This window comes from Vibrio pomeroyi (assembly GCF_024347595.1).
GTDB classification, from domain to species: domain Bacteria; phylum Pseudomonadota; class Gammaproteobacteria; order Enterobacterales; family Vibrionaceae; genus Vibrio; species Vibrio pomeroyi.
The window spans coordinates 323354-344103 of sequence record NZ_AP025506.1 but is presented as its reverse complement, the minus strand read 5'-3'; the positions used below and the strand labels follow the sequence as shown (position 1 = coordinate 344103).

Here is a 20750-nt window from a genome sequence, read left to right as displayed (position 1 = left end):
ATTAGCTCACTAACATCTAACGGTTATTCGGCTAATTTCCTCAGTTTCTCTGGTAGTTGGAACTCACCAGAGCTACGAGAAAGCTCGCTCACCGTTGGTGAATCCAATGGTCCTTTCACCGAATAATTAACTTGGGTAAAGACTTCAACAACCGGCGAAATAACCGTGGTCACCGCCAATACGTACAGCGCCGTTTGAGGGGTTACCGCAAACGCCGTTAATACCGGAATTCCAGAAGTGATATCTGGAGTAAAGTTCACTTCTGCATCAACCTGACGCGTATTTAGGTTGGCGATGCCTTTGATCTTCATTTCACCGGCCACCGCATCCATGTTCAGGTCATTAGTTAGGAAGATACCGTTTTGGATCTCGCCCGTACCCGTAATGCTGTTGAATGCCATGCCTTTGTCAAACACATCAGAGAAATCGAGCTGCATCTTACGGATGATCGAATCTAGGCTAAACAAACCAAGTAGACGAGCCGCGCCGCTCACATCTGAGATAATGCCTTTACCAAACTTGGTTTTCACGTTGCCATCAAGCGTATCCATCTTAATGCCCCAAGGCGAGCCATCCCAATTCAGTTGACCTTCCAATGCAAATGGCGCTTTTTGAATACCGGAAGTAATACCGAAGCGTTCCATTAGTTCACTGTTATTTTCACCTTCAACATCAACAGATAGCGCGGAATGACTCTTGTCACCGTCCAGCTCCCACCAGCCACTGACATCCGCTTTATTGCCACCGCTTCGAACCTGAATCTTCTTCCAATCAATGCGATTATCTTGTCTAGCCATTTCAACATCGACTTTACCGACCTTGTAGCCTTGCAACCAAAAATCGTTAAGAGTCAGCGTCAAATTTGGCATCGCATCATGGATCTTTCTATCTAGTTCAGAGATCAGTGGTGCTTCTTGCGGTTTGCGTTGCAGTAATTGCTCTTGCTTGTCTCTGTCGCTCCATTCAGGAACAAACAGATGCAGACGATCCAGTGAAACCGTTAAATCGTAAGGAGGTAGATAATTAATGTCGCCTTCTAGCTCTTGGCTCGACACTTCCATCTGCCACGCTTGCTTGTTCTTACGAGCGCTAAAATCAACATCATTCCAAGAGATACCACCTAAGATCAGCTCTTTACTCTCAAAGGTAATACGGCTTGGTGCAGGAATGGTTGGCGTGTTCATTTGGCTCAGTACAGCGGTTGACGGCTGTACGGGCTCCATCACAACCGATAACCAATCATCCGCATTAAATTTGTCAGTACGAATCAGTGCATGATGGCCAACAACTGGGCTAATTTTATAGCCACCACGGCCGAGAACTAAGTTAGTCGCCGTTAACTCAGGTACATCGCCTGTAATATCGATTTCTGCTTGGTACTTGGTGTTCGGCAATTGCAGACGCGCAGTAATCGCTTCTTGGTTGCCCGACGCTTGTAGCCTTGCTGATCCACTTTCCAATGACTTTTTCGCCAGTGGATAAGGGTAATCACTTGCCAGATACTTAAGGTCAGACTGTAAATCCAGTTGGTATGTAAAACCGATATCATTGAGCTGGATATCGATCTGGCTCTGCCATTGTGCATGACCAGACAGACGACTTAGCCATTGTTCACCAATGTAAGGCTCGAGAGGTTTAACATCCCAATCGCCCAACACATCGATATCAACTGCGTAGCCAGGGCCATCATTCAGACCTTTAAAATCAATCGAGATGCCTTGCTTCAGCAAATCAGCAGCAAGGCCGTTTGCCGTCACTACATCATTATCAAATTCGATACGACCCGTGGTGTTCTCCAGCACCATCGGTGGCGCTTCAATCTCAACATGGTTTTCGTTTAGGTCAGCGTAGCCCCACGCTCTTGCTTCTTTATCCGAATCAAACGGGATATTAAGCTGGAACTCCGAAGAGACATCACCACTTACCTGAAGTGCGGTTAACGCGGCGCCGACCGACCCCACCAGCGGTGAAGACGTCATATAATCACGTACCGCATTGCCAGACGCCGTTGCCTTGGCTTCGATCTCAATATGACCGCCTTCCCCTAAGTAAGGAATGCGCCCTGTGATTCGGTCTGCCGTGACATCCATCAGCTGCGCTGAGCGAGAATCTAGATGCATCGCATCATTTTCAAATAACAGATCAAGTTGAAGATCAGTAATCAATGGCCACGCGGTATCGAAGCTGAATTTAGCGTCTTCTAATCCAACCCATACTTGGAAAATACCATCATGATTGGTGTATGGATATTGCGCCAGCTCACCATGCCACAACAGTTTTACGGTATCCGCTTTACCTGCTTGAATCGCAGTAGAAAGATAATCAGTAAGGTCTTGTCCAAGTGCTAACGTTGGTAGGTAACGCCATGTTTCGCCGACATTGTAAGCGTCCGCTTCACCGTAGAACGATAAGAATGGGCTAGCATCTTTTGGAAAATCTAAGCGAAATGCGCCTAGTACTTGTAAGTCTGGCGTGGCTGCCGTGACTTTGTCAGACCAAAGCTTCCAACCGTTTTCATCTTGCTGCCAAACAATATCAACCTGACCTTGTTTGATATTCAACGGCGCTTGGAAAACATCACCATAAGGGAATACATCGTCGATAACATGTAAGCTGGCTTTCGCTTCTGATGCAGAGCCAAACACGCTACCGGACACTTGGCTAAAGCCTGGGACGAGTTCCCATTGCTCGATAGCAAGATCAGAAAAGCTCGCTGAATAACGCAGACTCTCGATGTCTAACCCCATTGATACGCGAATATCAGAAACAGAACCGCCCGGAGCCAATACGTTAATCATTTTGGTGGATTGCTCTGAATCAGGCAGAAGCTTAATCAACGGGGTAATTGTCTCAATATTGAGTTCAGAGACATTCAGCTCCCAAGGCCCTTTGTTCCACTTAAACGCCACATCCAGTTCTGGCCAAGGCGTATCGTCCGTTCTCAAATTAAGTGAGTGACCATTAACTTGCCAACCATCATCAATCGGAGACAACTTAAATACGCCGGATTCAAGCATCAAGTCATGCTTGCCATCTTCGTTCCAAGTCAATTCCGAAGGCAAAACCTCAACATAAGCACTTACTGGCTTGCTATTGCGCAGTGTTAACCAGCTATTTAAGCTCACAGTGCCCGTTTCAATGCCGGATTCCGCCTGCATATAACGCGTGAGCCAAGGCTTTACTGAGATACTGTCTGCGCTGACATAAAACTCGCCCGTCACATCAGTCAGCGATCCGCCATCAATAAAGTTAGCGCTCACTGACAAAGAGTTAAGGTTGGCGTCTTTGATGCTCACCACACCTTCCGCAAGGTGGTGTTTGCCCGAGTTCTGCCATTTCAGGGTTTCGATATCTAACTGACGTTCTTCATCAGAAACAGCTCGATATAAAATCGTGGAATCTTTGGCGGTGACATCCACTAAAGTCTTAAGTAATAGATTATCTAGCTCTTGCATCACGCGCTTGGAGGAGCCCGAATCTTTGGGTTTCTCGGTGCCGTTTTGCGCAGCAAACAGATCAATAGTGCGAATATCGAGGTACATTTGATTCATGACCAGATCGGCCACGACAGGACGCATCTGAACAACCGATTGAATCAAGTCAAACTCGACTTCAACACGCTCAACAGAGAAAGTCACATCTTCTGCATTAGGAAGGCTGGCTTTTACACCTTGCAGAGCAATAGAGGGGTGAGTGTTACGCCAAAAACCGCCCACGTCTTGAATTGAAAAATCAAAACCGGAATGTTGGTTTACCCAAAGCTCAATTTCAGATTGATACTTGTTTAAATTGGGTAAGGCTACACGAAGTGTAGTAACGGCAATGGCTAGCGTTACTAAGAGAGTAACCACTAACCATAAACATGCACGTAGAATCAGAGTAACGCTTGAGCTCACAAAATTTCCATTACATCATAACAACGTCAAACTGCTCTTGTATGTACAGAGGTTCAGCCTGGATTTTAACTTGTTTACCAATAAACACTTCAAGCTCAGCAAGCGCATGTGATTCATCACCTTCTAACGCCTCGGCAACAGCTGCTGCCGCATAGACAACAAACTTATCGGCGTCGTAGGCACGGTTCACACGCGTGATCTCTCGAAGTATTTCATAACAAACGGTTTCGACTGTCTTCACACTGCCGCGACCTTCACAGGCAGGGCAACTAGAACACAGAATATGCTCAATGCTTTCACGAGTACGCTTACGCGTCATCTCAACCAAACCAAGCTGCGTGAAGCCATTAATATTGGTTTTCACGCGATCTTTGTCGAGCGCAGCCTCTAAAGAAGTTAGTACTCGCTTACGATGCTCCTCAGACAACATGTCGATAAAGTCGATAATGATGATGCCACCTAAGTTACGCAAACGCAGCTGACGAGCAATTGCTTGAGTCGCTTCAACGTTGGTGTTGAAAATCGTCTCTTCTAGATTACGACGACCGACGAACGCGCCAGTGTTGATATCAACTGTGGTCATCGCTTCAGTTTGGTCGATAATCAGATACCCACCAGACTTTAATTCGACTTTACGATCCAATGAACGTTGAATTTCATTCTCGGTATCGTACATATCAAAGATCGGCTTATCTCCTTCATACAGCTCAAGCTTGTCAGTCAGCTCAGGCACGTATTCAGAAGTAAACTCTTTAAGGTTTTCATATTCTAGACGAGAGTCGACCTGAATCTTACTCAGCTCAGTACCAACAAAATCACGCAAGATACGTTGGCTTAGGCAAAGCTCACCGTATAAACGAGTGCGCGCTTTGTGCTTACCACGACGCTCAAGAACCTTTAGCCAAAGTCGCTTCAAGAATGCCGCATCTTGTGCAAGCTCATTAGAATCTGCACCTTCGGCCGCAGTTCGAATGATAAAGCCACCGTGTTCATCACAGTAACGCGACACAACTTTCTTAAGGCGATTACGTTCAGACTCACTATCGATACGCTGAGAAACACCAACATGGCTAGCGCCCGGCATAAAGACGAGGTAACGAGATGGTAGAGTGATATCTGTAGTTAAGCGGGCACCTTTAGTGCCAAGCGGGTCTTTGACTACTTGAACCACAATGTCTTGTCCTTGGCGAACAAGCTCCGAAATGTCGCGAACTTGAAACTGCTTCTTTTCGTTTTCAGCCACACATTCAGTGTGCGGAACAATATCAGAGGCATGTAAAAAAGCTGCTTTCTCTAGGCCTATATCCACAAAAGCCGCCTGCATTCCTGGAAGAACACGGCTTACACGTCCTTTATAGATATTTCCTACGATACCGCGTCGAGCATCTCGTTCGACATGGATCTCTTGAAGAGCTCCCCCTTCAATCATGGCCACGCGAGTTTCACTCGGGGTCACGTTCAGCAACAATTCAGCACTCATGGTGCACCTCAGATTAGTAATTATAAGAATTCTTGCAGTAGCTGGTCCGTTTCAAATAAAGGTAAGCCGACAACGGCGTAATAACTACCTTCGATTCGGGTAACAAAGCGTCCACCCAAACCTTGGATCCCATAGCTACCGGCTTTATCGCATGGCTCCCCTGTTTGCCAGTATTGTTCTATTTCTTTTTCACTGAGGGGTTTAAACCATACGTCGGTAATAACGATTTCTGTTTTTTGTTTTTCTTCCGAAACCACAGAGACTGCCGTCATAACTTGATGACGTCCGTCCGCTAACTGAGTAAGCATACGCTTAGAGTCAGAAAAATCGGCTGGTTTCTCGAGTACTTGCCCTTGGCTTACCACTACAGTGTCAGAGCCAAGAACCACTGTTTCAGAATCAAGAGAAATAGCATCAGAACTAACAACTACAGTGTCAGAGCTAACAACTACAGTATCAGAACCACAAGCGACATGCTGCTTTTCAGAAGGATTCGTTGTTAATAAAGACAGCGCCGCTAAAGCTTTATCTAAAGATAGTCGCTTAACGTACTCTTCGGCGGTTTCTTGGGCGTGTTTACACTCTTCAACGTCGGTTACGAGAACAGAAAACTCATAACCAAGTTGAGATAGCAATTCTTTGCGGCGTGGTGAACCGGATGCCAAAACTAAATGTTTCTTTTCCATCGTCACATTACCTCACATGCCAATGGCGACGCACGCGTCTCATTAATAAAAACATCCAAGGCCAAAGTATACAGTTTATCAATGCGCTCCATAGCGATAATGGATTGAAAACGACATCTTGGATCAAATATTCACCAAAGAATATCAATACCTCAAACAACACCGTCAACGCAGCAATGATCATGGCTTGTTGCCATAAGGCCATGTTGCGGATCACAAGGAAGTTCAGCGCAATAATGTACATCACTATTGCCATCATCATGCCTCGAATACCTAACGTCGAGCCGATCAAAAGGTCCCACAACAAGCCCAGAATCAGAGCACTACCTACGTTAACACGGTGAGGCAATGCTAGAACCCAATAACAGGTAACCAGTAGTAACCAAGAAGGTCTGAATAGATCTAAACTACCAGGCCAAGGGATCGTCTGCAGAATAAGCGCGATCAAAAATGAGCAGCCAATTACGACCTTGCTTCTTAAAACGCTATTGGCCATTTTCGCCCTCTAACATTGCTTGTTCTATGCTGGATTGATCCGCTTGTTTTTGCTTATTTTCGTCTGGCCATACAAGTAACAGGTATCTGAGCTTATCAAACTCAACCACAGGCTCTGCTTTAATAACGGCGAACTCACGTTTAGGATCAGATTCAACCGCAGACACATAAGCGACTGGGTATCCCTCTGGATATACCCCGCCCAATCCTGAAGTCACCAACAGATCTTCTTCTTGAATATCAGTGCTGGTTGGAATGTGCTCTAGTTGAATTTCATCAATCATGCCATTACCAGATGCAATCACACGGATGTCATTACGAATAACTTGAACAGGAATCGCATTGTTTGCATCAGTCAGCAGCAAGACGCGGCTATTATGAGCGGCAACAAAGGTGACTTGACCGACAATACCTTTCTCGTTAATCACCGGCTGACCTTCATACACCCCATCAATCAAGCCTTTATCGATAACCACTTGATGACGGTATGGAGAAGTATCAACGGCCATAACCTCTGTAACGACTTTCTTTTCGTCACGGATAAACGGAGAGCCCAATAACTTACGTAGACGTTTGTTTTCTTCTTGATATTGCTCAAGCAGAATCAACTCGCTCTTCAGTCGCAACACTTCACGTTTAATATTATGGTTGGATTCGATCAGCCCTTTACGAGTGCTAAAGCGGTCGTAAACACCGTCGAACATAGTGCGAGGTAAGTTAGCTGCATATTGAATAGGTGCAACCATGCTGTTCAATAGATAGCGGACATTTGAGAAAGCATCTAAACGACTATCAGCCAGCATAAGGCTGGCTGATAAAATTACAGCAAAAAACAGGCGCAATTGTAGAGAGGGACCTCTACCAAAAATTGGCTTCATTCTATATTTGGTCCTAGAGCTACATTTGATCCTATAGACAAGGTCCTAGGCTCTTTACATAAAACTAGATAAGAAAAGAGCCTAACACTAGATATTATTCTTCGCTGAACAGATCGCCACCGTGCATGTCGATCATCTCTAGGGCTTTACCGCCACCTAGAGCAACACACGTTAATGGCTCTTCTGCAACAACAACAGGGATACCTGTTTCTTCTGTTAGCAGACGATCAAGGTCTTTAAGCAGTGCACCACCACCTGTTAGTACCATACCGTTTTCTGAGATATCAGAAGCTAGCTCTGGTGGACACTGTTCTAGCGCAACCATCACTGCAGATACGATGCCAGATAGAGGCTCTTGGAGTGCTTCAAGGATTTCGTTTGAGTTTAGGCTAAAGCTACGAGGCACACCTTCTGCAAGGTTACGACCACGTACTTCGATCTCTTCTACTTCATCGCCAGGGTAAGCTGAGCCGATTTCGTGTTTGATCTTCTCTGCTGTCGCTTCACCGATCAAGCTGCCGTAGTTACGACGAACGTAGTTGATGATCGCTTCATCAAAACGGTCACCACCGATGCGAACAGAAGACGAGTAAACCACACCATTCAGTGAGATAACCGCAACTTCAGTAGTACCACCACCGATATCAACAACCATTGAACCTGTTGGTTCAGATACACGTAGGCCAGCACCGATCGCTGCAGCCATTGGCTCATCGATTAGGTAAACCTCACGAGCACCAGCACCTAGCGCTGATTCACGGATAGCACGACGCTCAACTTGCGTTGAACCACAAGGTACACAAACCAAAACACGAGGGCTTGGTTTAAGCACACTGTTGTCATGCACTTGTTTGATGAAGTGCTGAAGCATTTTTTCCGTTACATAAAAGTCGGCAATTACACCGTCTTTCATTGGACGGATCGCTGAGATGTTACCAGGCGTACGACCAAGCATTTGCTTAGCAGCGTGACCAACAGCAGCGACACTCTTTGCAGAACCCGCACGATCTTGGCGAATAGCTACAACTGAAGGCTCATCAAGAACAATGCCTTGGCCTTTTACATAAATAAGGGTATTGGCTGTACCTAAATCAATCGATAGGTCGTTTGAAAACATGCCACGAAGTTTTTTAAACATATTCTTCGCTCATCCTGCAAGAATTAGAAGACAAAAATTGCACTAAATGTACCAATGCCTTGCTGTCACGGCAAGGCATTGAAGTATAAACATGGACTGAAACCCGCAATTTCTTACAGATTCCTAACTTAAGGGGCAAAAATTATATTTTTACTGACCTGTTAAACCGCTTTCACCTCGGTAAATCACACGATCGTTACCGCGATAGATACCAAATGTGACGACGGTGGAGGGATCTTGCTCTCCATTTGCCTCATCCGAAACTTTATCGCTGTCCCAATCGTATCTGAGCCATGGAATATCATCCATATTTTGCCACAACTGTACTTGTTCACGGATGCTTACACCTGTACCTTGAGAGGCCGTCAGGTTACGAGATTCTCCATCAGAGACCAGTCCGCCATTAGCGAGTGTTACTGTCGTGGTGACACTGCCGTCTTCTGACCAAATGACATCGCTGGCACTCGTAGAAGCTTCAACGTTTGTAGCATTATCATCTTCATTAAGAACAAAGCGGCTGCCATTCCAATACTCCGCTCTTAGAGGAATAGTAATTGTTGCTACTGAATTACCACCAACATCGTCTAAGACCATTCGACCAAAGCGAATATCAGGCTGCACAGTTAAGAGTTGGGGATCTCTACTCCCCTCCTTATTCAGATAAGCAACCGGGTCATCACTTACAGAACCAGTGTGAGTAATTGATATATCCGTTGGATTGCCATTAGTACCGTTGTAAGGACCATCCTCATAATTATTGGCCGTTGATAATTTTTCGAGGCATAGTTCTGAATCACAGTCAGTTGAAGGAGAAGTTTCACTTAATGTAAAAGTACCAATACTTCTATTATCAGTAGCAGTCCACACTTTATTGGGCACAGGAGAATTAAAGCGATCACCAAAGTTTGACTCAAATAATGAGAAGCCCGCCGTTAACGTGGCATCAAATGATGCATAATTTTCAACCGCGTGTCCTAGAGCATTTAGTGCCTCAACTTCAAATTCGACACCATCGAATGGTTGATTCATATAAGTAAAGTTTTGCTCACTTACTCCACTTCCTGGATAGTCCCAAATTGGAGTACCTATCGAGGTGAAATATTTTGGATAAAAGCGACCAACTAGTTCCGTATCTTCATTTAGATCCATAGTAAGGTACGTAGCACTTGTCTTAAATTGTACAGAGCCGACTTCATCCCATAAATAATTTGAAATCACAAGTTCGGAAGAGTTATCAAACGGTCCTACCACCGCTGGCATTATATTTAAATTGTCATCAACAATGTTGGGATATGCTAATTTAAAAGACACATTGATAGGGCCGGAATCCCGTGCATAGTTAGTAGTTACATCTGAGTTACACTCATCTCCACTACCAAATACAATTGGTCTATATTTGACAGAAAAGTTCTCGCCCGAAGCCATAAACCCGGGGCTTCCAGTCGTCGTTGCTGGATTTGAATTTGTTGTTACAGACGTCTCTTTTATATCACAAATCGCAATTTTCCACGGACGAACAAAGACATTAACGATACCCTCTAGTGCATCTAAATCCCCACCTTCGTTATCCTCACAATCATAGCCTGTAGGGCATTCAAAGTCGGGGTCCGATAACATAAAACTAATAGAGCCAGACTCATCATAATTGACTTTCCCATTGGGGTTCGCTTGTGCGTTTGTAAAATCAAATGTTGTTGATGAGCTGCTCCAGGTAATTCCACCATCACCAGAAACTAGTAGCCCTCCATCTTGAGCCCCCTCGTCAAGCGATGGCTTCAGTAATGTAAACTGGGAAATATTGAGATTTTTACTGCCGCTATAGCCAGAAACAGGCGTCACTGAATCGTTTTTACATGCAAGAACTTTAAGTGTGAATTCAGCGTCCTTTCCTGCAATGGCATAGACATCACTTGCTTCAAATTTGTAAAGCGATACTAAAAAATCACCGGAGTCATTTTGACTTGAGTCAGAAGCTAATTCAGCCTCAATTTTATAAGTACCAATTGAGGCCGCATCCAAGCCAAGCATTAATATTCCCGATGAATTTGTCGAATAAGAATTACCACCGTTATGGCGCCCTTCAACAACACTATCAACGGTTATGCCAGCAGGTGTCGTAATATAAACTTCAACTTGCTCCGTTGCTGGATTCCCTTGAGAATCAGTCACAGTTACCGTCACTTGTGGGGTTTCACACAATAAAGAGAAGTCTTTGTTGGGAACCAAATTCAATTGATAATCTGATGGCTGTACAGGACATAACTGAGCATCATCAATAATTTTACCATCAGGTCTTAATTCTATATTTTTAGCGGTTACACGCCCACTGATTAGCCCATTACCACCAGAAACAAGCACCTTTCCTCGACTAAAAATTAGCGCATTTAAGTTCCTTTCCACCTGAACTAACGCATTGCTACCTTTATAATTCTCAGCCCATATAGACAGTTTGAAGCTATTATTAATAACTTGCCCCCCGCCTGACAGCTCAAAACTATTCACAAAAATTTTGGCATCTTGAGACAACACTAATTTACCGCTAGCACTAATAATTAAACGCTCGATGTAATAGGTACCACCTGTCAAGTTAAGTGTGCCAGAACCTCCGGCGGATACTGTATTGTACTTACCACTAGGAAGATCAACCTCTTGCCAACCTGCATCGACGTCTCGTCCGGAGGGTAAATCTAAATCAACGATATTAGGCTCCGCTACATATAGCGATGAGTTTTCTATACACTCCTTTCCATCACATTGTGCCTTTGGGTTAACAGTTGGATTTGTAGGATCAACCCAAATCCCCACCTGACCGCTAGACTGATAAGTACCTTCAATTTGGATAGTAGCCGTATTGGACGTCCACTTTAAACGACTATTACTTCCCCAAGATTGAACCACATGTGGGGTAACGTCACAAATATCAATTGAAATATCGTCAATTTCAAAAGCAAAGTAACCAACCTCTTCAGGTATATGTGTGCGGTCTCTAAAGTCTTCATCAACAGCAAAACTAACTTGATCGTTATTGATATTACATCGACGTAACCAGCCTCCGTGCCCACCGGCTCTCTCTTGTTTATTGGCGATGATCCCATCAATATTCGTTAGAGAGGTCGTGGCGTATTTATCCTCACAACCATCGAGCATTGGGTCATTACCATTTTGACTTGGTGTATCATACCCTCTTGCAAATTGAACCTTGTAGCCATCGACTTCAAGCGTTGAACCACTGGTGGAATTTGTTGCAATAAAGCCCACCCGTTCTTCTTGGTAATTATTACCAACTCTTGACGCCGATAACTCTAAAAATAGCCTCGCTTCATTATTGTCATTGCCCCCAATAAGTTTACCGGATGTCACCCATCTACTACCATTGTTCCTTGTTTGAAGTTGATGAAGAACAACTGGAGAATTAAAGGCTTGTTGGGCTCCAAATGTAGAATATGCGACGGACTCGGCATTACCATTTGTGCCATTTTTTGATTTGTATCTATTCGTATCCAAGTAACCAGCAATAACTTCATGACCATTAAAATCAGCCACACCAGGCTCAATAGCAAGATAGCTCACCTCAGTCATTGGTTGACTAGTTAAATCTGAGCCACCTCCATTCTTCGGAGCTTTAATTTGCTCAATCGTTGCTTCCGTTTTCGTAATATTAGTCACAACTAACGTTGCAGGAGCATCTGAGTCAGGATTAGTTGGATCGATAGTCGGCATTACAAACACAAGTGGTGTATTCGTAAAAGGTCTATTCAACGGAATCTTACATTCTGAACCATTACATTGTATGACACCAAACTGGTAAAGCGCTTGCGGTGAATAACTTGGAGGGGGTTCGGTTATATCATCATCACACTTGATTTCGCTCGCCCCATCGCCAGAAACCGCAATCGCTGCAGAAAGCCCTGAAAGGTCAGCATATTGACGAGTTCCAACTTGTCGCCAAGAACTTCCTTCCCACAAATTGTAAGTTAACCATCCTGATTTATTCGTGACGCTTTCATATTCAAGCCAAACCTCATAAAACTCACCATTCGACGTTTCGTTATCATCAATTACGGGGCTTTGAACGCTACTATCATTACTCCAAATGGGGGTCGGACTACCGCCATTTCTTTTAGTCGCATATATAGTATCTTCCCCAGACGATGGAGCTAATTTAAACCATACGGAAAAATCGTCTCCAGCATGAAGTGAGCTGCATTGGGACGATGAAAAATCGGCAAAAGAAGGAAAAGAAATAAATAGTAGTATCAATATTATACTTAGATGCTTCATTCAGCCTCCTTCACCCAAAGTTCTTGATTACGCTGCACTTGGCTCACACCAGAACCACAAATAACTGACGACTCTAAAACATAGAAAACAAAGCCATCAAGCTCTCCCCGATTAGAACACTGCACTCGGTCAAGAGAACAATTTACCGAAGCTGCATCAACCATAGAGCTTGCTACCGTAAAGATCCTACCACCAGGCTGAAGATCGTTACTACTACAAACACTATCAACAGCAGAAGAAGCTTGGGGATCAGGATCCGGATAAAACTGAGTCATAACATACTCATTAACCGAATGGCTGAGTAACCAAGCTTGTGTGCCAAGTACAACTCGAGTGTTTGAATCATTATCAGACCAACTCGTTCGACTCAAACTTGTCGCTAAGAAACCAAGCACCACGATAACAAAGATGACCATGACTAGCGCACTACCTCTTTGGCTTGCTTTACGGGACATTAATCACCTGTATATCTTGCTCAAACACTGTGGACTCATTATTTTCTGCAAATTCGAGAATCAACTCAACAACACCATTACTCTGAACATCTGCAGGTTGATAACTCAGAGTGCTATTCTCACTCATAACTCGATCGCTTATTGTGACACCATTACGAGTTAGTAAATTACTATTCGCAAGGCAATACTCCACAAGGTTATTTGAGTCAAAAATGTAGTGCCTTTTACCTACAGATTCACTGACAAGAGTGTTAGCTCCGTTTGGAATAGAAAAGTATGCAGCAGATACGCTTGGAGGAACCACACTATCAAGAAGGTATACATTGTTTAGGTTGCTGATATCCGTATGTGGCCTAGTCGGATTTATAACCAATGACATAGATTGCAATGAGCTGCTTGTCGCTCCTGTATCACTAACTAGAAAGTTAATGTCTGCCCCCGATATAGCGTAAAAACCTGAATCAACAATTGGATAAAATGATACGCAACCGCTACTTACAGAAGCAGGAAACAGATTAGGTACAGCATGCCTCACTTCACGCGAAAGTTTTTCTAAGACAAATCTGGCTTCAGTTTGTAGTCGAAAGCGTTCTACAGAACCAAAATAGCCTCTCATACCGAGTTCAGTAAAATTCGCGACACCAAGCAAGACGATACTTGAGATGACAATAGATAAAATCATCTCTATAAGCGTAAACCCTTTCCCTTTCATTAATACTCCCCTTTATAAGCAACTAAAGTGATAGGAGGATTATTGCTTGCGGTAATTGTTAACGTAAATTCCTGCATCGAAGCAGTTGGGGTATCGTTGGCAACAACCAAATCCACATCTAAATTAGTATAAGTGCTGCCGAGTTCAATTGGAGTACCAGAGCTCACCGAGCCGTAATCTCGAGCTAAAAGGTCTGTCATAATGCTTTGGCCTAATGCTGAAGCTCGGTTGGAATAATTCACTTGTCCTGAAAGCGCGGATTGTGGTGCAAGAAAAGTAGAAAATGCGAGCATTGCAAAACCAAGTAGTACAATAACAATGATCGACTCGATAAGCGTAAAGCCACTATTGACGTACTTCATGGGCATACCTGATTACTTGGATAAACAAAACCTTGAGAATTGATACAAACCCAAGCTCTGTCGGAACTATTATTAGATGAGATAGTAATTTGAACACCAGATGAGGCAGTATTTTCAGGGTTACCTAAAAGGTTGAATTCGATTGGAGAAGAATGGCTAGAGGTAGGCACAGACGCGAAACTATAATCATCACTAGCGATAACATCACTTCTTGTTTCAGATAAGTTGTCACAAGCAGATTGTGAACCGATGCAATTGTTCGCAGCGACTAAACGTAAGCTTTCAGCACCTGACACAGACATATCCATGTTAGATTGCATTCTATTGAGCTGAATTTGTCGAATGACAGAAGAGGCTTGCTCTTGTAGGGCATACAACTCATAGCTTTGGCGTCCACTAAAACGGCTAATGGCTGTTACAGCAATAATAGCAAGTAAAAGAATCACCACAATCAGCTCCACTAAAGTGAAACCTTTGTTTGGCTTTATATTCATATACACCCTAAGTAACTCAATCGTAGCTCTACATTACAAGATAGAATAAAAACAATGAATATATTTGCTATGAATATTAGAGATTTATTAGTTTATTCCTAAAATAAAAAAGGCCGGCAAATGCCGACCTCTAGCTTACCGTAGCAAGCTATTTAGTTACCATTACAACCAGCACCAAGAGTTACTGTTGTAGAGGCAGCTGAGGCCGCTGTTGTGCCTGTAGCTTGTGTATAAGTAACAATACATCCAGTTGCAGTCGCTGCACTAGTGCCGGAAAAGGTCAGTGTCATAACACCATTACTAGCAGATCGACTCCAATCTGTTGTTAGGCCAACAACAGCCGCACCTATACCTGTATCATCAGCGGTAGGGTAACCAAAAGCAATATCAATACCTTCTACGTTTTGTCCTGAAGATACAGCCTCTAACCCTTCAACAGCAGCTTTACCATAAGTAATACCAGCAGCACCGTCAATTGCCCCTTTCAAGCCTTGTAGTGAAGATTCACGAGCATCATCTTGTAGATTTAGGAAACGTGGTGCCGCAGTTACAGCAAGAATACCTAGAATAACAATTACAACCACTAGTTCGATTAGGGTGAAACCGCCTTGTCTTTTCATAGTTAAGCTCTCTCTATGTTTAATTTTACGCAGACTTACTGCAAAGTTACGGTCACACGACCAGTTTTAATTTCGTAAACAAATTCATGCTCAGTACTACCTTCTAATTGAACGTAAGTACACGTTGCATCGCCAGAATTCGCTTGCGCTGAATATTTGTAATTTGAGTCACTAGCAACAACTGAAACCTCACCCACTTTAGGTGGATTTTGCAGCAAGTTTTCCATCAGTTCAGAACATGTTTTATCTGAAATATCTTGTGGCGCGGTGCCAGAATTGTTGTTCAGAGTCCAAGGGTAGCCATCTCGAAAGTCGGTATCGACGTTGCTACTGTTCTTTGATCTTGTTAACCAAAAATCAACACCATCATAATTTACAGTATTGTATGTTTCAACACCTATCTTCTCTGATGGTCTAGCTTCTGCTTCCCACTGTGCTCTAGCCGACAAAACTGCGGTCGCAAAGCCACCAGCAACGCCCTCAATGCTTGATTTTTTGGCTTCATCTGTCACATCGAGAAAGCGAGGTAAAGCAGCTACCGCCAATAAACCAACGACCACGATCACTATGACTAATTCGACAAGGGAGAAACCCTTTTGATTCTTAAGCATTTTCTACCTACTCATCTAATTATTAACGCGCATTATACATTCGCACTCGTATAAAACCATAAAAAAACTGTCAATATTTTCACAAAGCCAAAATATTGGCTTTTACACTAAACCTTTCTCTTTCGAGTAATATATCTATCTGATATTTATCACCATAATGATAACTACAATGAAACTGTATGTTATCACTTTTATCTTCAACACTTGGAGAGCTTAGCCCTAAAACACTCCCTTGGGGATATAATTGATCCAGCCAATAATTGCAGTCTCGCTCTGAGCCCTGAATCGGCATTATCCACCCTGTTCTACTGTAAACTTTTGGTGATTCTGAATCATTTTCTCGTTTAGTACCCTTTAACAAATACTGTTGTTTGAACAGATTTGCTTGCTCAAGAATTCGTTTGCTCGCTACGATAAATGCCGTATTAGTCGCTTCTTCTTCTACCGTTTCCCATGCAGAAAGTAATCCAATCACAAGAAAAAGAATAACCACAGTCCAAATAACAAAACGTGAGCGCTGTAGGTTATTTAGCATTCCTTAACCTTTGATTGCATCGAGCATTCCCCACATCGGTAAGAAAATACCCAGAGCTAAAATCAAAACCATACCCGCAACTATCGTCAACAAGATTGGTTCAATTCTGGCGGTCAAAGTCTTTAAATCGTAATCGACCTCTCGATCATAAAAATCAGCCACTTCAAGCAACAACTCATCAATTCGACCCGTCTCTTCACCCACTGAAATCATTTGTATCACCAACGGTGTGAAAATTTCGCTGTTGATCGCGGTCGATGAAACCGTACTACCGGCTTCAATGGCCGACTTCATAGCTTGAACTCGCAACTCTAGAAAGCGGTTATCTAAGGCTTCCGCCGATAATGCTAGCGACTGGTTTAGTGGCACGCCTGCTTTTAGCATCAGTGCAAAGGTACGTGAGAAACGTGACAACAGCGCTCGATTCACTACACCACCGATCACTGGCATCTTCAAACGTAATCGGTCCCACTTCTCTAATCCTTTGTCTGTCTTAACCCATGCTTTAAAAGCAAAGATAAGACCAAAGATCACTCCGAGCATTAAGCCCCAGTAATTAACAAAGAACTCCGACATACCAATCAAAATTCGAGTAGGCAGAGGCAGGTCGACACCGAAACGTGCGAACATGCTCGAGAACTGTGGAATAACCTTGATGTTAAGAATGAACATCGCAATCAAAATAAAGCTGATCACGAAGGTTGGGTAACGCATCGCGGTCTTGATTCGCTTACGAGTCTCAACTTCCTGCTCATAGTACCCAGCCAACTGCAGCAGAGCCTGATCTAAACGACCCGTGTTTTCACCAACACCAATCATCGATACAAACAATGGACTGAATACTTTGGGGTGCATCTGCATCGATGCTGCTAACCCACGACCATTGGTGAGCTCAGCGACCACTTCTTCAAGTGCTGCTTTCAGCTGTTTATTTTCGCAATTTTGAGTGAGGCCTTTCATCGACCTTAATAGTGGCACGCCCGCTTTAGTTAGACTGTATAACTGTCTACAAAACAGAACCAACACCTCAAGAGGGACATTGGGCGTAAACAGGCTAGAAACGTCCATATCCAATACAGAGCCGCCACTTTTACCCGGCTTAATGGAGGTTGGAATGATCCCCTTGCTCATCAAGCTTTCAGCAGCGAGATCTTCGTTATTCGCATCCAACTGGCCAGTAACTTGACTGCCATCAGAGCTGCGACCTACATAACGATAAGTTGGCATATCACTCTACCCCTACAGATAAATTGGGTCGATTGTACCGGACGCATCGCCTTCACCAAGGTGCATTATCTCGTCGAGACTCACAACACCTTGTAAAGCCAGTTCCATCGCAGAAGCCAAGAGCGGTTTGTAGTTTTCAGACTGTCTCGCCGTTTGAGCAAAACCAACGGCATCATTGGCTCTAAGCGCATCCATCATGTTTTGTTCTAGCTCCAACATCTCGAAAACACCAATACGGCCACGATAACCCGTTAGGTTACAGTTCTGGCAGCCACGCCCTTTCATAAATGGCACGCCTACCTGATTTGGGAAGCGAACGCTCAACCATTGCTTGCGAGGTTCATCTAGCTCATCTTCAACCTTACAGTCATTGCACACTTTACGAACCAATCGCTGAGCGACTACAGCTCGAACGGCACTGGCGACCAGATAGCCCGGAGCGCCCATATCCATCATACGTAGAGCACTGTCTACCGCATCATTGGTATGCAACGTACTTAACACTAAGTGACCCGTCAGTGCCGCTCTGAGGCCTATTTCTACGGTTTCGTGGTCACGCATCTCACCAATAAGAATGATATCGGGATCCTGACGTAGGAAGGTTCTTAAGATCGTAGAGAAATCGAGATTAATCTTAGGGTTCACCTGAACTTGGTTCACACGAGGAAGGCGGTATTCCACCGGGTCTTCTGCGGTAATGATCTTTTTACCCGGTTCGTTCAATTCACTTAACGCACCGTACAAGGTGGTTGTTTTACCCGAACCAGTAGGGCCAGTAACCAAGATCATTCCGTGCGGACGACGTAACTGCTGGCGAAGACGAACCAGAAGATCACTAGGGATACCCGACGACTCCAATTTACGTAAACCAGCAGATTGATTAAGCAGACGCATCACCACAGACTCGCCGTGCTGTACTGGCATCGTCGACATACGGATATCGACAGATTGGCCTTTCGCTCGGATATTGAAGCGGCCATCTTGAGGAAGACGCTTCTCTGAGATATCTAGGTTTGCCATCAGCTTTAAGCGCAGAACTAGAGCCGATGCGATATTGACCTCGTTTAACAAGGTTTCATGCAACACACCATCAATACGTTGACGAAGGCGCAGTACATTTGAGTCTGGCTCGATATGAATATCGGAAGCGCCAACTTGAATCGCATCTTCAAACAGTGAGTTAATCAGCTTAACAACCGTAACTTCGTCGCTGTCTTCTTCGGCAATATCAAAATCGAAAGCTTCATTAACTTGGTGTTCGGCGTGAAGCTGCTCTGCAAATGAGGCGATCTCTTTGGTTCTTCGGTAGTAACGGTCAAAACCATCAACTAACTGCCTTTCTTGAGCAACAACGAATTCGAGTGCGTAGTCGCCTAGTTGACCAAGTAAAGATTCTTGTGCAAATAAGTCCGCAGGATCACTCATAGCAACACGCAAAGTATCGCCTTGGCGTCCGATAACCAAAGCACGAAGACGACGAGCGTGTACTTCGGGTAAAAGCTGAACCGCTTCAACATCTACAACAGCGCGACTTAAATCGATAAGTGGAATAGCTAACTGCTGCGACAAGAAGCTCAGCATCTGTTGTTCTGACAGGAAGCCAAGTTCAATCAGTGCATCACCTAGCTTACGGCCTGTGCTTTTTTGAGAGGCAAGCGCTTGTTCAACTTGAGCCTCGGTAATAATGCCCTCTTCAACGAGCAAATCACCAAGCCTTTTTCTTAATCTAATTTGCATCGCTGCTCTCCTCTAAAGCATTGATTATTTTTAATCGATCTCGCACAAAGCTTTGCGATTGAGATGAGATGCCAACTCGGACTAGTGCACCTTGGTAAGATTGTTTTGCCGCGGCAAAATCGAGTTGTCGCTCTTGTTGGATAGCCAAACCTAGCCACCAGCGAGCGTTATCCGAATCAATCTCAACCAGTTTTTGATAACTCTCTAATGCAATCTCTTCTTGCTGAGATTTTTGGCTCAGCGCGGCACGCATCGCTAAATAGTCCTGAGTTGGATTAGGCGGTAAATGTATCAATGGACTCAAAGCCGCTTCAGATTGGTCTGCTTTAACCAGCAGTTTTGATAAACCTAAGCGCAGCTTTTCGCTGTTGTTGTTAAGTTTGATACCAGACTGATAAAGTTCGTAGGCTTTACGCGTATCCCCCTTACCAAAATAGAGAATTGCGAGCTTCTGACGAACATCTTCATTTCTTGGGGCATAGCGAAGCGCTTCGTTATAACCTTTCAACGCACCATCAAGATCGTTCGCATCAAGCGCTTTCTGAGCTCGACCTTGGGCATTAATAGAGAGTTGCTCAGACGTTAACTCGACCTGCTCAATCATTATTCCGCTATTTTCTGAATCACCAGACGCTTTGGAATCATTAGGGAGTGATTTGGCATCTTTATTAGCTGCACTAGCAACATAGATTGGTTTTGCAACTTCCGCTTTAGGCACGTTTTGAGACTTAGAAGTTGCTTGCGGCTTTGCCACTACCTGAATCGATGCAGCAACTGAATCGGACTTAGCAGACTGAGTTTGAGTGCTTTTAACAATCGTCGTGTTGTCAGCAGAAAGGTTCGTAGAATCTAGCGTCACTAGCTTCCTAGTTGGTGACGATACAAGTGGAGTAACTACCGTTTTCGGCTCACCTTCAGCACTATCAACAACAGAAACTTGAACGTCCCGAGTTGATATTGAACTATCAACAGCAGGACCTTGTGAAATCGCCCAACCGCCCATAGCTAAGCTGAGTGTAAAGCCCGCAGCAACCCAAACGAAAGGTGAGCGTGTTTTTACTTTCGGCACGACTGCGGCTTCAATTGAAGTCTCTGATTTTTTCTTTGCCAATTCAGACAAGGCGTTATTAATGACGCTCATAA

17 protein-coding genes are annotated in these 20750 nt (G+C 44.1%); all 17 read right to left on the bottom strand.

Annotated elements, in window-relative coordinates; all coding sequences use genetic code 11:
* Positions 1-23: 23 nt before the first annotated feature.
* Complete coding sequence (locus OCV12_RS01575; protein WP_261885205.1) at positions 24-3896, bottom strand: YhdP family protein; 3873 nt, start codon at positions 3894-3896, stop codon at positions 24-26.
* Between the two features lie 10 nt (positions 3897-3906).
* A complete protein-coding gene (gene rng, locus OCV12_RS01570; RefSeq protein ID WP_017061363.1) occupies positions 3907-5376 on the bottom strand; it encodes a ribonuclease G in 1470 nt (489 codons plus the stop codon).
* Positions 5377-5396: 20 nt separating this feature from the next.
* The gene (locus OCV12_RS01565; protein WP_261885204.1) at positions 5397-6062 is read right to left on the bottom strand and encodes a Maf family protein; all 666 of its coding nucleotides are present in this window, start codon (positions 6060-6062) and stop codon (positions 5397-5399) included.
* A 7-nt stretch (positions 6063-6069) separates the two neighbouring features.
* Positions 6070-6558, bottom strand: coding sequence for a rod shape-determining protein MreD (mreD, locus tag OCV12_RS01560; protein WP_010434372.1), 489 nt, complete (start codon positions 6556-6558; stop codon positions 6070-6072).
* On the bottom strand, positions 6548-7435 hold the full coding sequence (gene mreC / locus OCV12_RS01555) for a rod shape-determining protein MreC (protein ID WP_017630737.1): 888 nt from the start codon (positions 7433-7435) through the stop codon (positions 6548-6550). Before mreC ends, mreD begins: the two co-directional genes overlap by 11 nt.
* 94 nt (positions 7436-7529) lie before the next feature.
* A complete protein-coding gene (locus OCV12_RS01550) occupies positions 7530-8573 on the bottom strand; it encodes a rod shape-determining protein (RefSeq protein WP_017062957.1) in 1044 nt (347 codons plus the stop codon).
* A 150-nt stretch (positions 8574-8723) separates the two neighbouring features.
* Positions 8724-12854: a DUF6701 domain-containing protein gene (locus tag OCV12_RS01545; RefSeq protein ID WP_261885203.1), complete on the bottom strand. Its 4131-nt coding sequence runs from the start codon at positions 12852-12854 to the stop codon at positions 8724-8726.
* On the bottom strand, positions 12851-13309 hold the full coding sequence (locus OCV12_RS01540) for an MSHA biogenesis protein MshP (protein WP_261885202.1): 459 nt from the start codon (positions 13307-13309) through the stop codon (positions 12851-12853). The genes OCV12_RS01545 and OCV12_RS01540 overlap by 4 nt, the downstream gene beginning before the upstream one ends.
* Complete coding sequence (locus OCV12_RS01535; protein WP_261885201.1) at positions 13299-14021, bottom strand: PilW family protein; 723 nt, start codon at positions 14019-14021, stop codon at positions 13299-13301. Before OCV12_RS01535 ends, OCV12_RS01540 begins: the two co-directional genes overlap by 11 nt.
* Entirely contained in the window at positions 14021-14383 is a 363-nt protein-coding gene (locus OCV12_RS01530; RefSeq protein ID WP_261885200.1) for a type IV pilus modification PilV family protein, read from the bottom strand. Before OCV12_RS01530 ends, OCV12_RS01535 begins: the two co-directional genes overlap by 1 nt.
* Positions 14380-14877 (bottom strand): prepilin-type N-terminal cleavage/methylation domain-containing protein, encoded by a 498-nt coding sequence (locus OCV12_RS01525; protein WP_261885199.1) that lies wholly within the window; start codon positions 14875-14877, stop codon positions 14380-14382. The genes OCV12_RS01530 and OCV12_RS01525 overlap by 4 nt, the downstream gene beginning before the upstream one ends.
* Before the next feature lie 152 nt (positions 14878-15029).
* Positions 15030-15497 carry a prepilin-type N-terminal cleavage/methylation domain-containing protein gene (locus OCV12_RS01520; RefSeq protein WP_102270427.1) on the bottom strand — a complete coding sequence of 156 codons (468 nt, stop codon included), beginning with the start codon at positions 15495-15497 and terminating at the stop codon, positions 15030-15032.
* Between the two features lie 35 nt (positions 15498-15532).
* Positions 15533-16108 carry a prepilin-type N-terminal cleavage/methylation domain-containing protein gene (locus OCV12_RS01515; RefSeq protein WP_081230434.1) on the bottom strand — a complete coding sequence of 192 codons (576 nt, stop codon included), beginning with the start codon at positions 16106-16108 and terminating at the stop codon, positions 15533-15535.
* A 79-nt stretch (positions 16109-16187) separates the two neighbouring features.
* Entirely contained in the window at positions 16188-16643 is a 456-nt protein-coding gene (locus OCV12_RS01510) for an MSHA biogenesis protein MshF (RefSeq protein WP_261885198.1), read from the bottom strand.
* 3 nt (positions 16644-16646) lie between these two features.
* Positions 16647-17870: a type II secretion system F family protein gene (locus OCV12_RS01505; protein ID WP_261885197.1), complete on the bottom strand. Its 1224-nt coding sequence runs from the start codon at positions 17868-17870 to the stop codon at positions 16647-16649.
* Between the two features lie 12 nt (positions 17871-17882).
* Positions 17883-19607, bottom strand: coding sequence for a GspE/PulE family protein (locus tag OCV12_RS01500; protein WP_261885196.1), 1725 nt, complete (start codon positions 19605-19607; stop codon positions 17883-17885).
* Entirely contained in the window at positions 19597-20748 is a 1152-nt protein-coding gene (locus tag OCV12_RS01495; RefSeq protein ID WP_261885195.1) for a tetratricopeptide repeat protein, read from the bottom strand. The genes OCV12_RS01500 and OCV12_RS01495 overlap by 11 nt, the downstream gene beginning before the upstream one ends.
* Between the last annotated feature and the right edge of the window lie 2 nt (positions 20749-20750).

Bases quoted from the DNA above. Each gene is read 5' to 3' on its own strand.
- rng (WP_017061363.1), bottom strand. From the start codon at position 5,376: ATGAGTGCTGAATTGTTGCTGAACGTGACCCCGAGTGAAACTCGCGTG.
- OCV12_RS01565 (WP_261885204.1), bottom strand. From the start codon at position 6,062: ATGGAAAAGAAACATTTAGTTTTGGCATCCGGTTCACCACGCCGCAAA.
- mreD (WP_010434372.1), bottom strand. From the start codon at position 6,558: ATGGCCAATAGCGTTTTAAGAAGCAAGGTCGTAATTGGCTGCTCATTT.
- mreC (WP_017630737.1), bottom strand. From the start codon at position 7,435: ATGAAGCCAATTTTTGGTAGAGGTCCCTCTCTACAATTGCGCCTGTTT.
- OCV12_RS01550 (WP_017062957.1), bottom strand. From the start codon at position 8,573: ATGTTTAAAAAACTTCGTGGCATGTTTTCAAACGACCTATCGATTGAT.
- OCV12_RS01545 (WP_261885203.1), bottom strand. From the start codon at position 12,854: ATGAAGCATCTAAGTATAATATTGATACTACTATTTATTTCTTTTCCT.
- OCV12_RS01540 (WP_261885202.1), bottom strand. From the start codon at position 13,309: ATGTCCCGTAAAGCAAGCCAAAGAGGTAGTGCGCTAGTCATGGTCATC.
- OCV12_RS01535 (WP_261885201.1), bottom strand. From the start codon at position 14,021: ATGAAAGGGAAAGGGTTTACGCTTATAGAGATGATTTTATCTATTGTC.
- OCV12_RS01530 (WP_261885200.1), bottom strand. From the start codon at position 14,383: ATGAAGTACGTCAATAGTGGCTTTACGCTTATCGAGTCGATCATTGTT.
- OCV12_RS01525 (WP_261885199.1), bottom strand. From the start codon at position 14,877: ATGAATATAAAGCCAAACAAAGGTTTCACTTTAGTGGAGCTGATTGTG.
- OCV12_RS01520 (WP_102270427.1), bottom strand. From the start codon at position 15,497: ATGAAAAGACAAGGCGGTTTCACCCTAATCGAACTAGTGGTTGTAATT.
- OCV12_RS01515 (WP_081230434.1), bottom strand. From the start codon at position 16,108: ATGCTTAAGAATCAAAAGGGTTTCTCCCTTGTCGAATTAGTCATAGTG.
- OCV12_RS01510 (WP_261885198.1), bottom strand. From the start codon at position 16,643: ATGCTAAATAACCTACAGCGCTCACGTTTTGTTATTTGGACTGTGGTT.
- OCV12_RS01505 (WP_261885197.1), bottom strand. From the start codon at position 17,870: ATGCCAACTTATCGTTATGTAGGTCGCAGCTCTGATGGCAGTCAAGTT.
- OCV12_RS01500 (WP_261885196.1), bottom strand. From the start codon at position 19,607: ATGCAAATTAGATTAAGAAAAAGGCTTGGTGATTTGCTCGTTGAAGAG.
- OCV12_RS01495 (WP_261885195.1), bottom strand. From the start codon at position 20,748: ATGAGCGTCATTAATAACGCCTTGTCTGAATTGGCAAAGAAAAAATCA.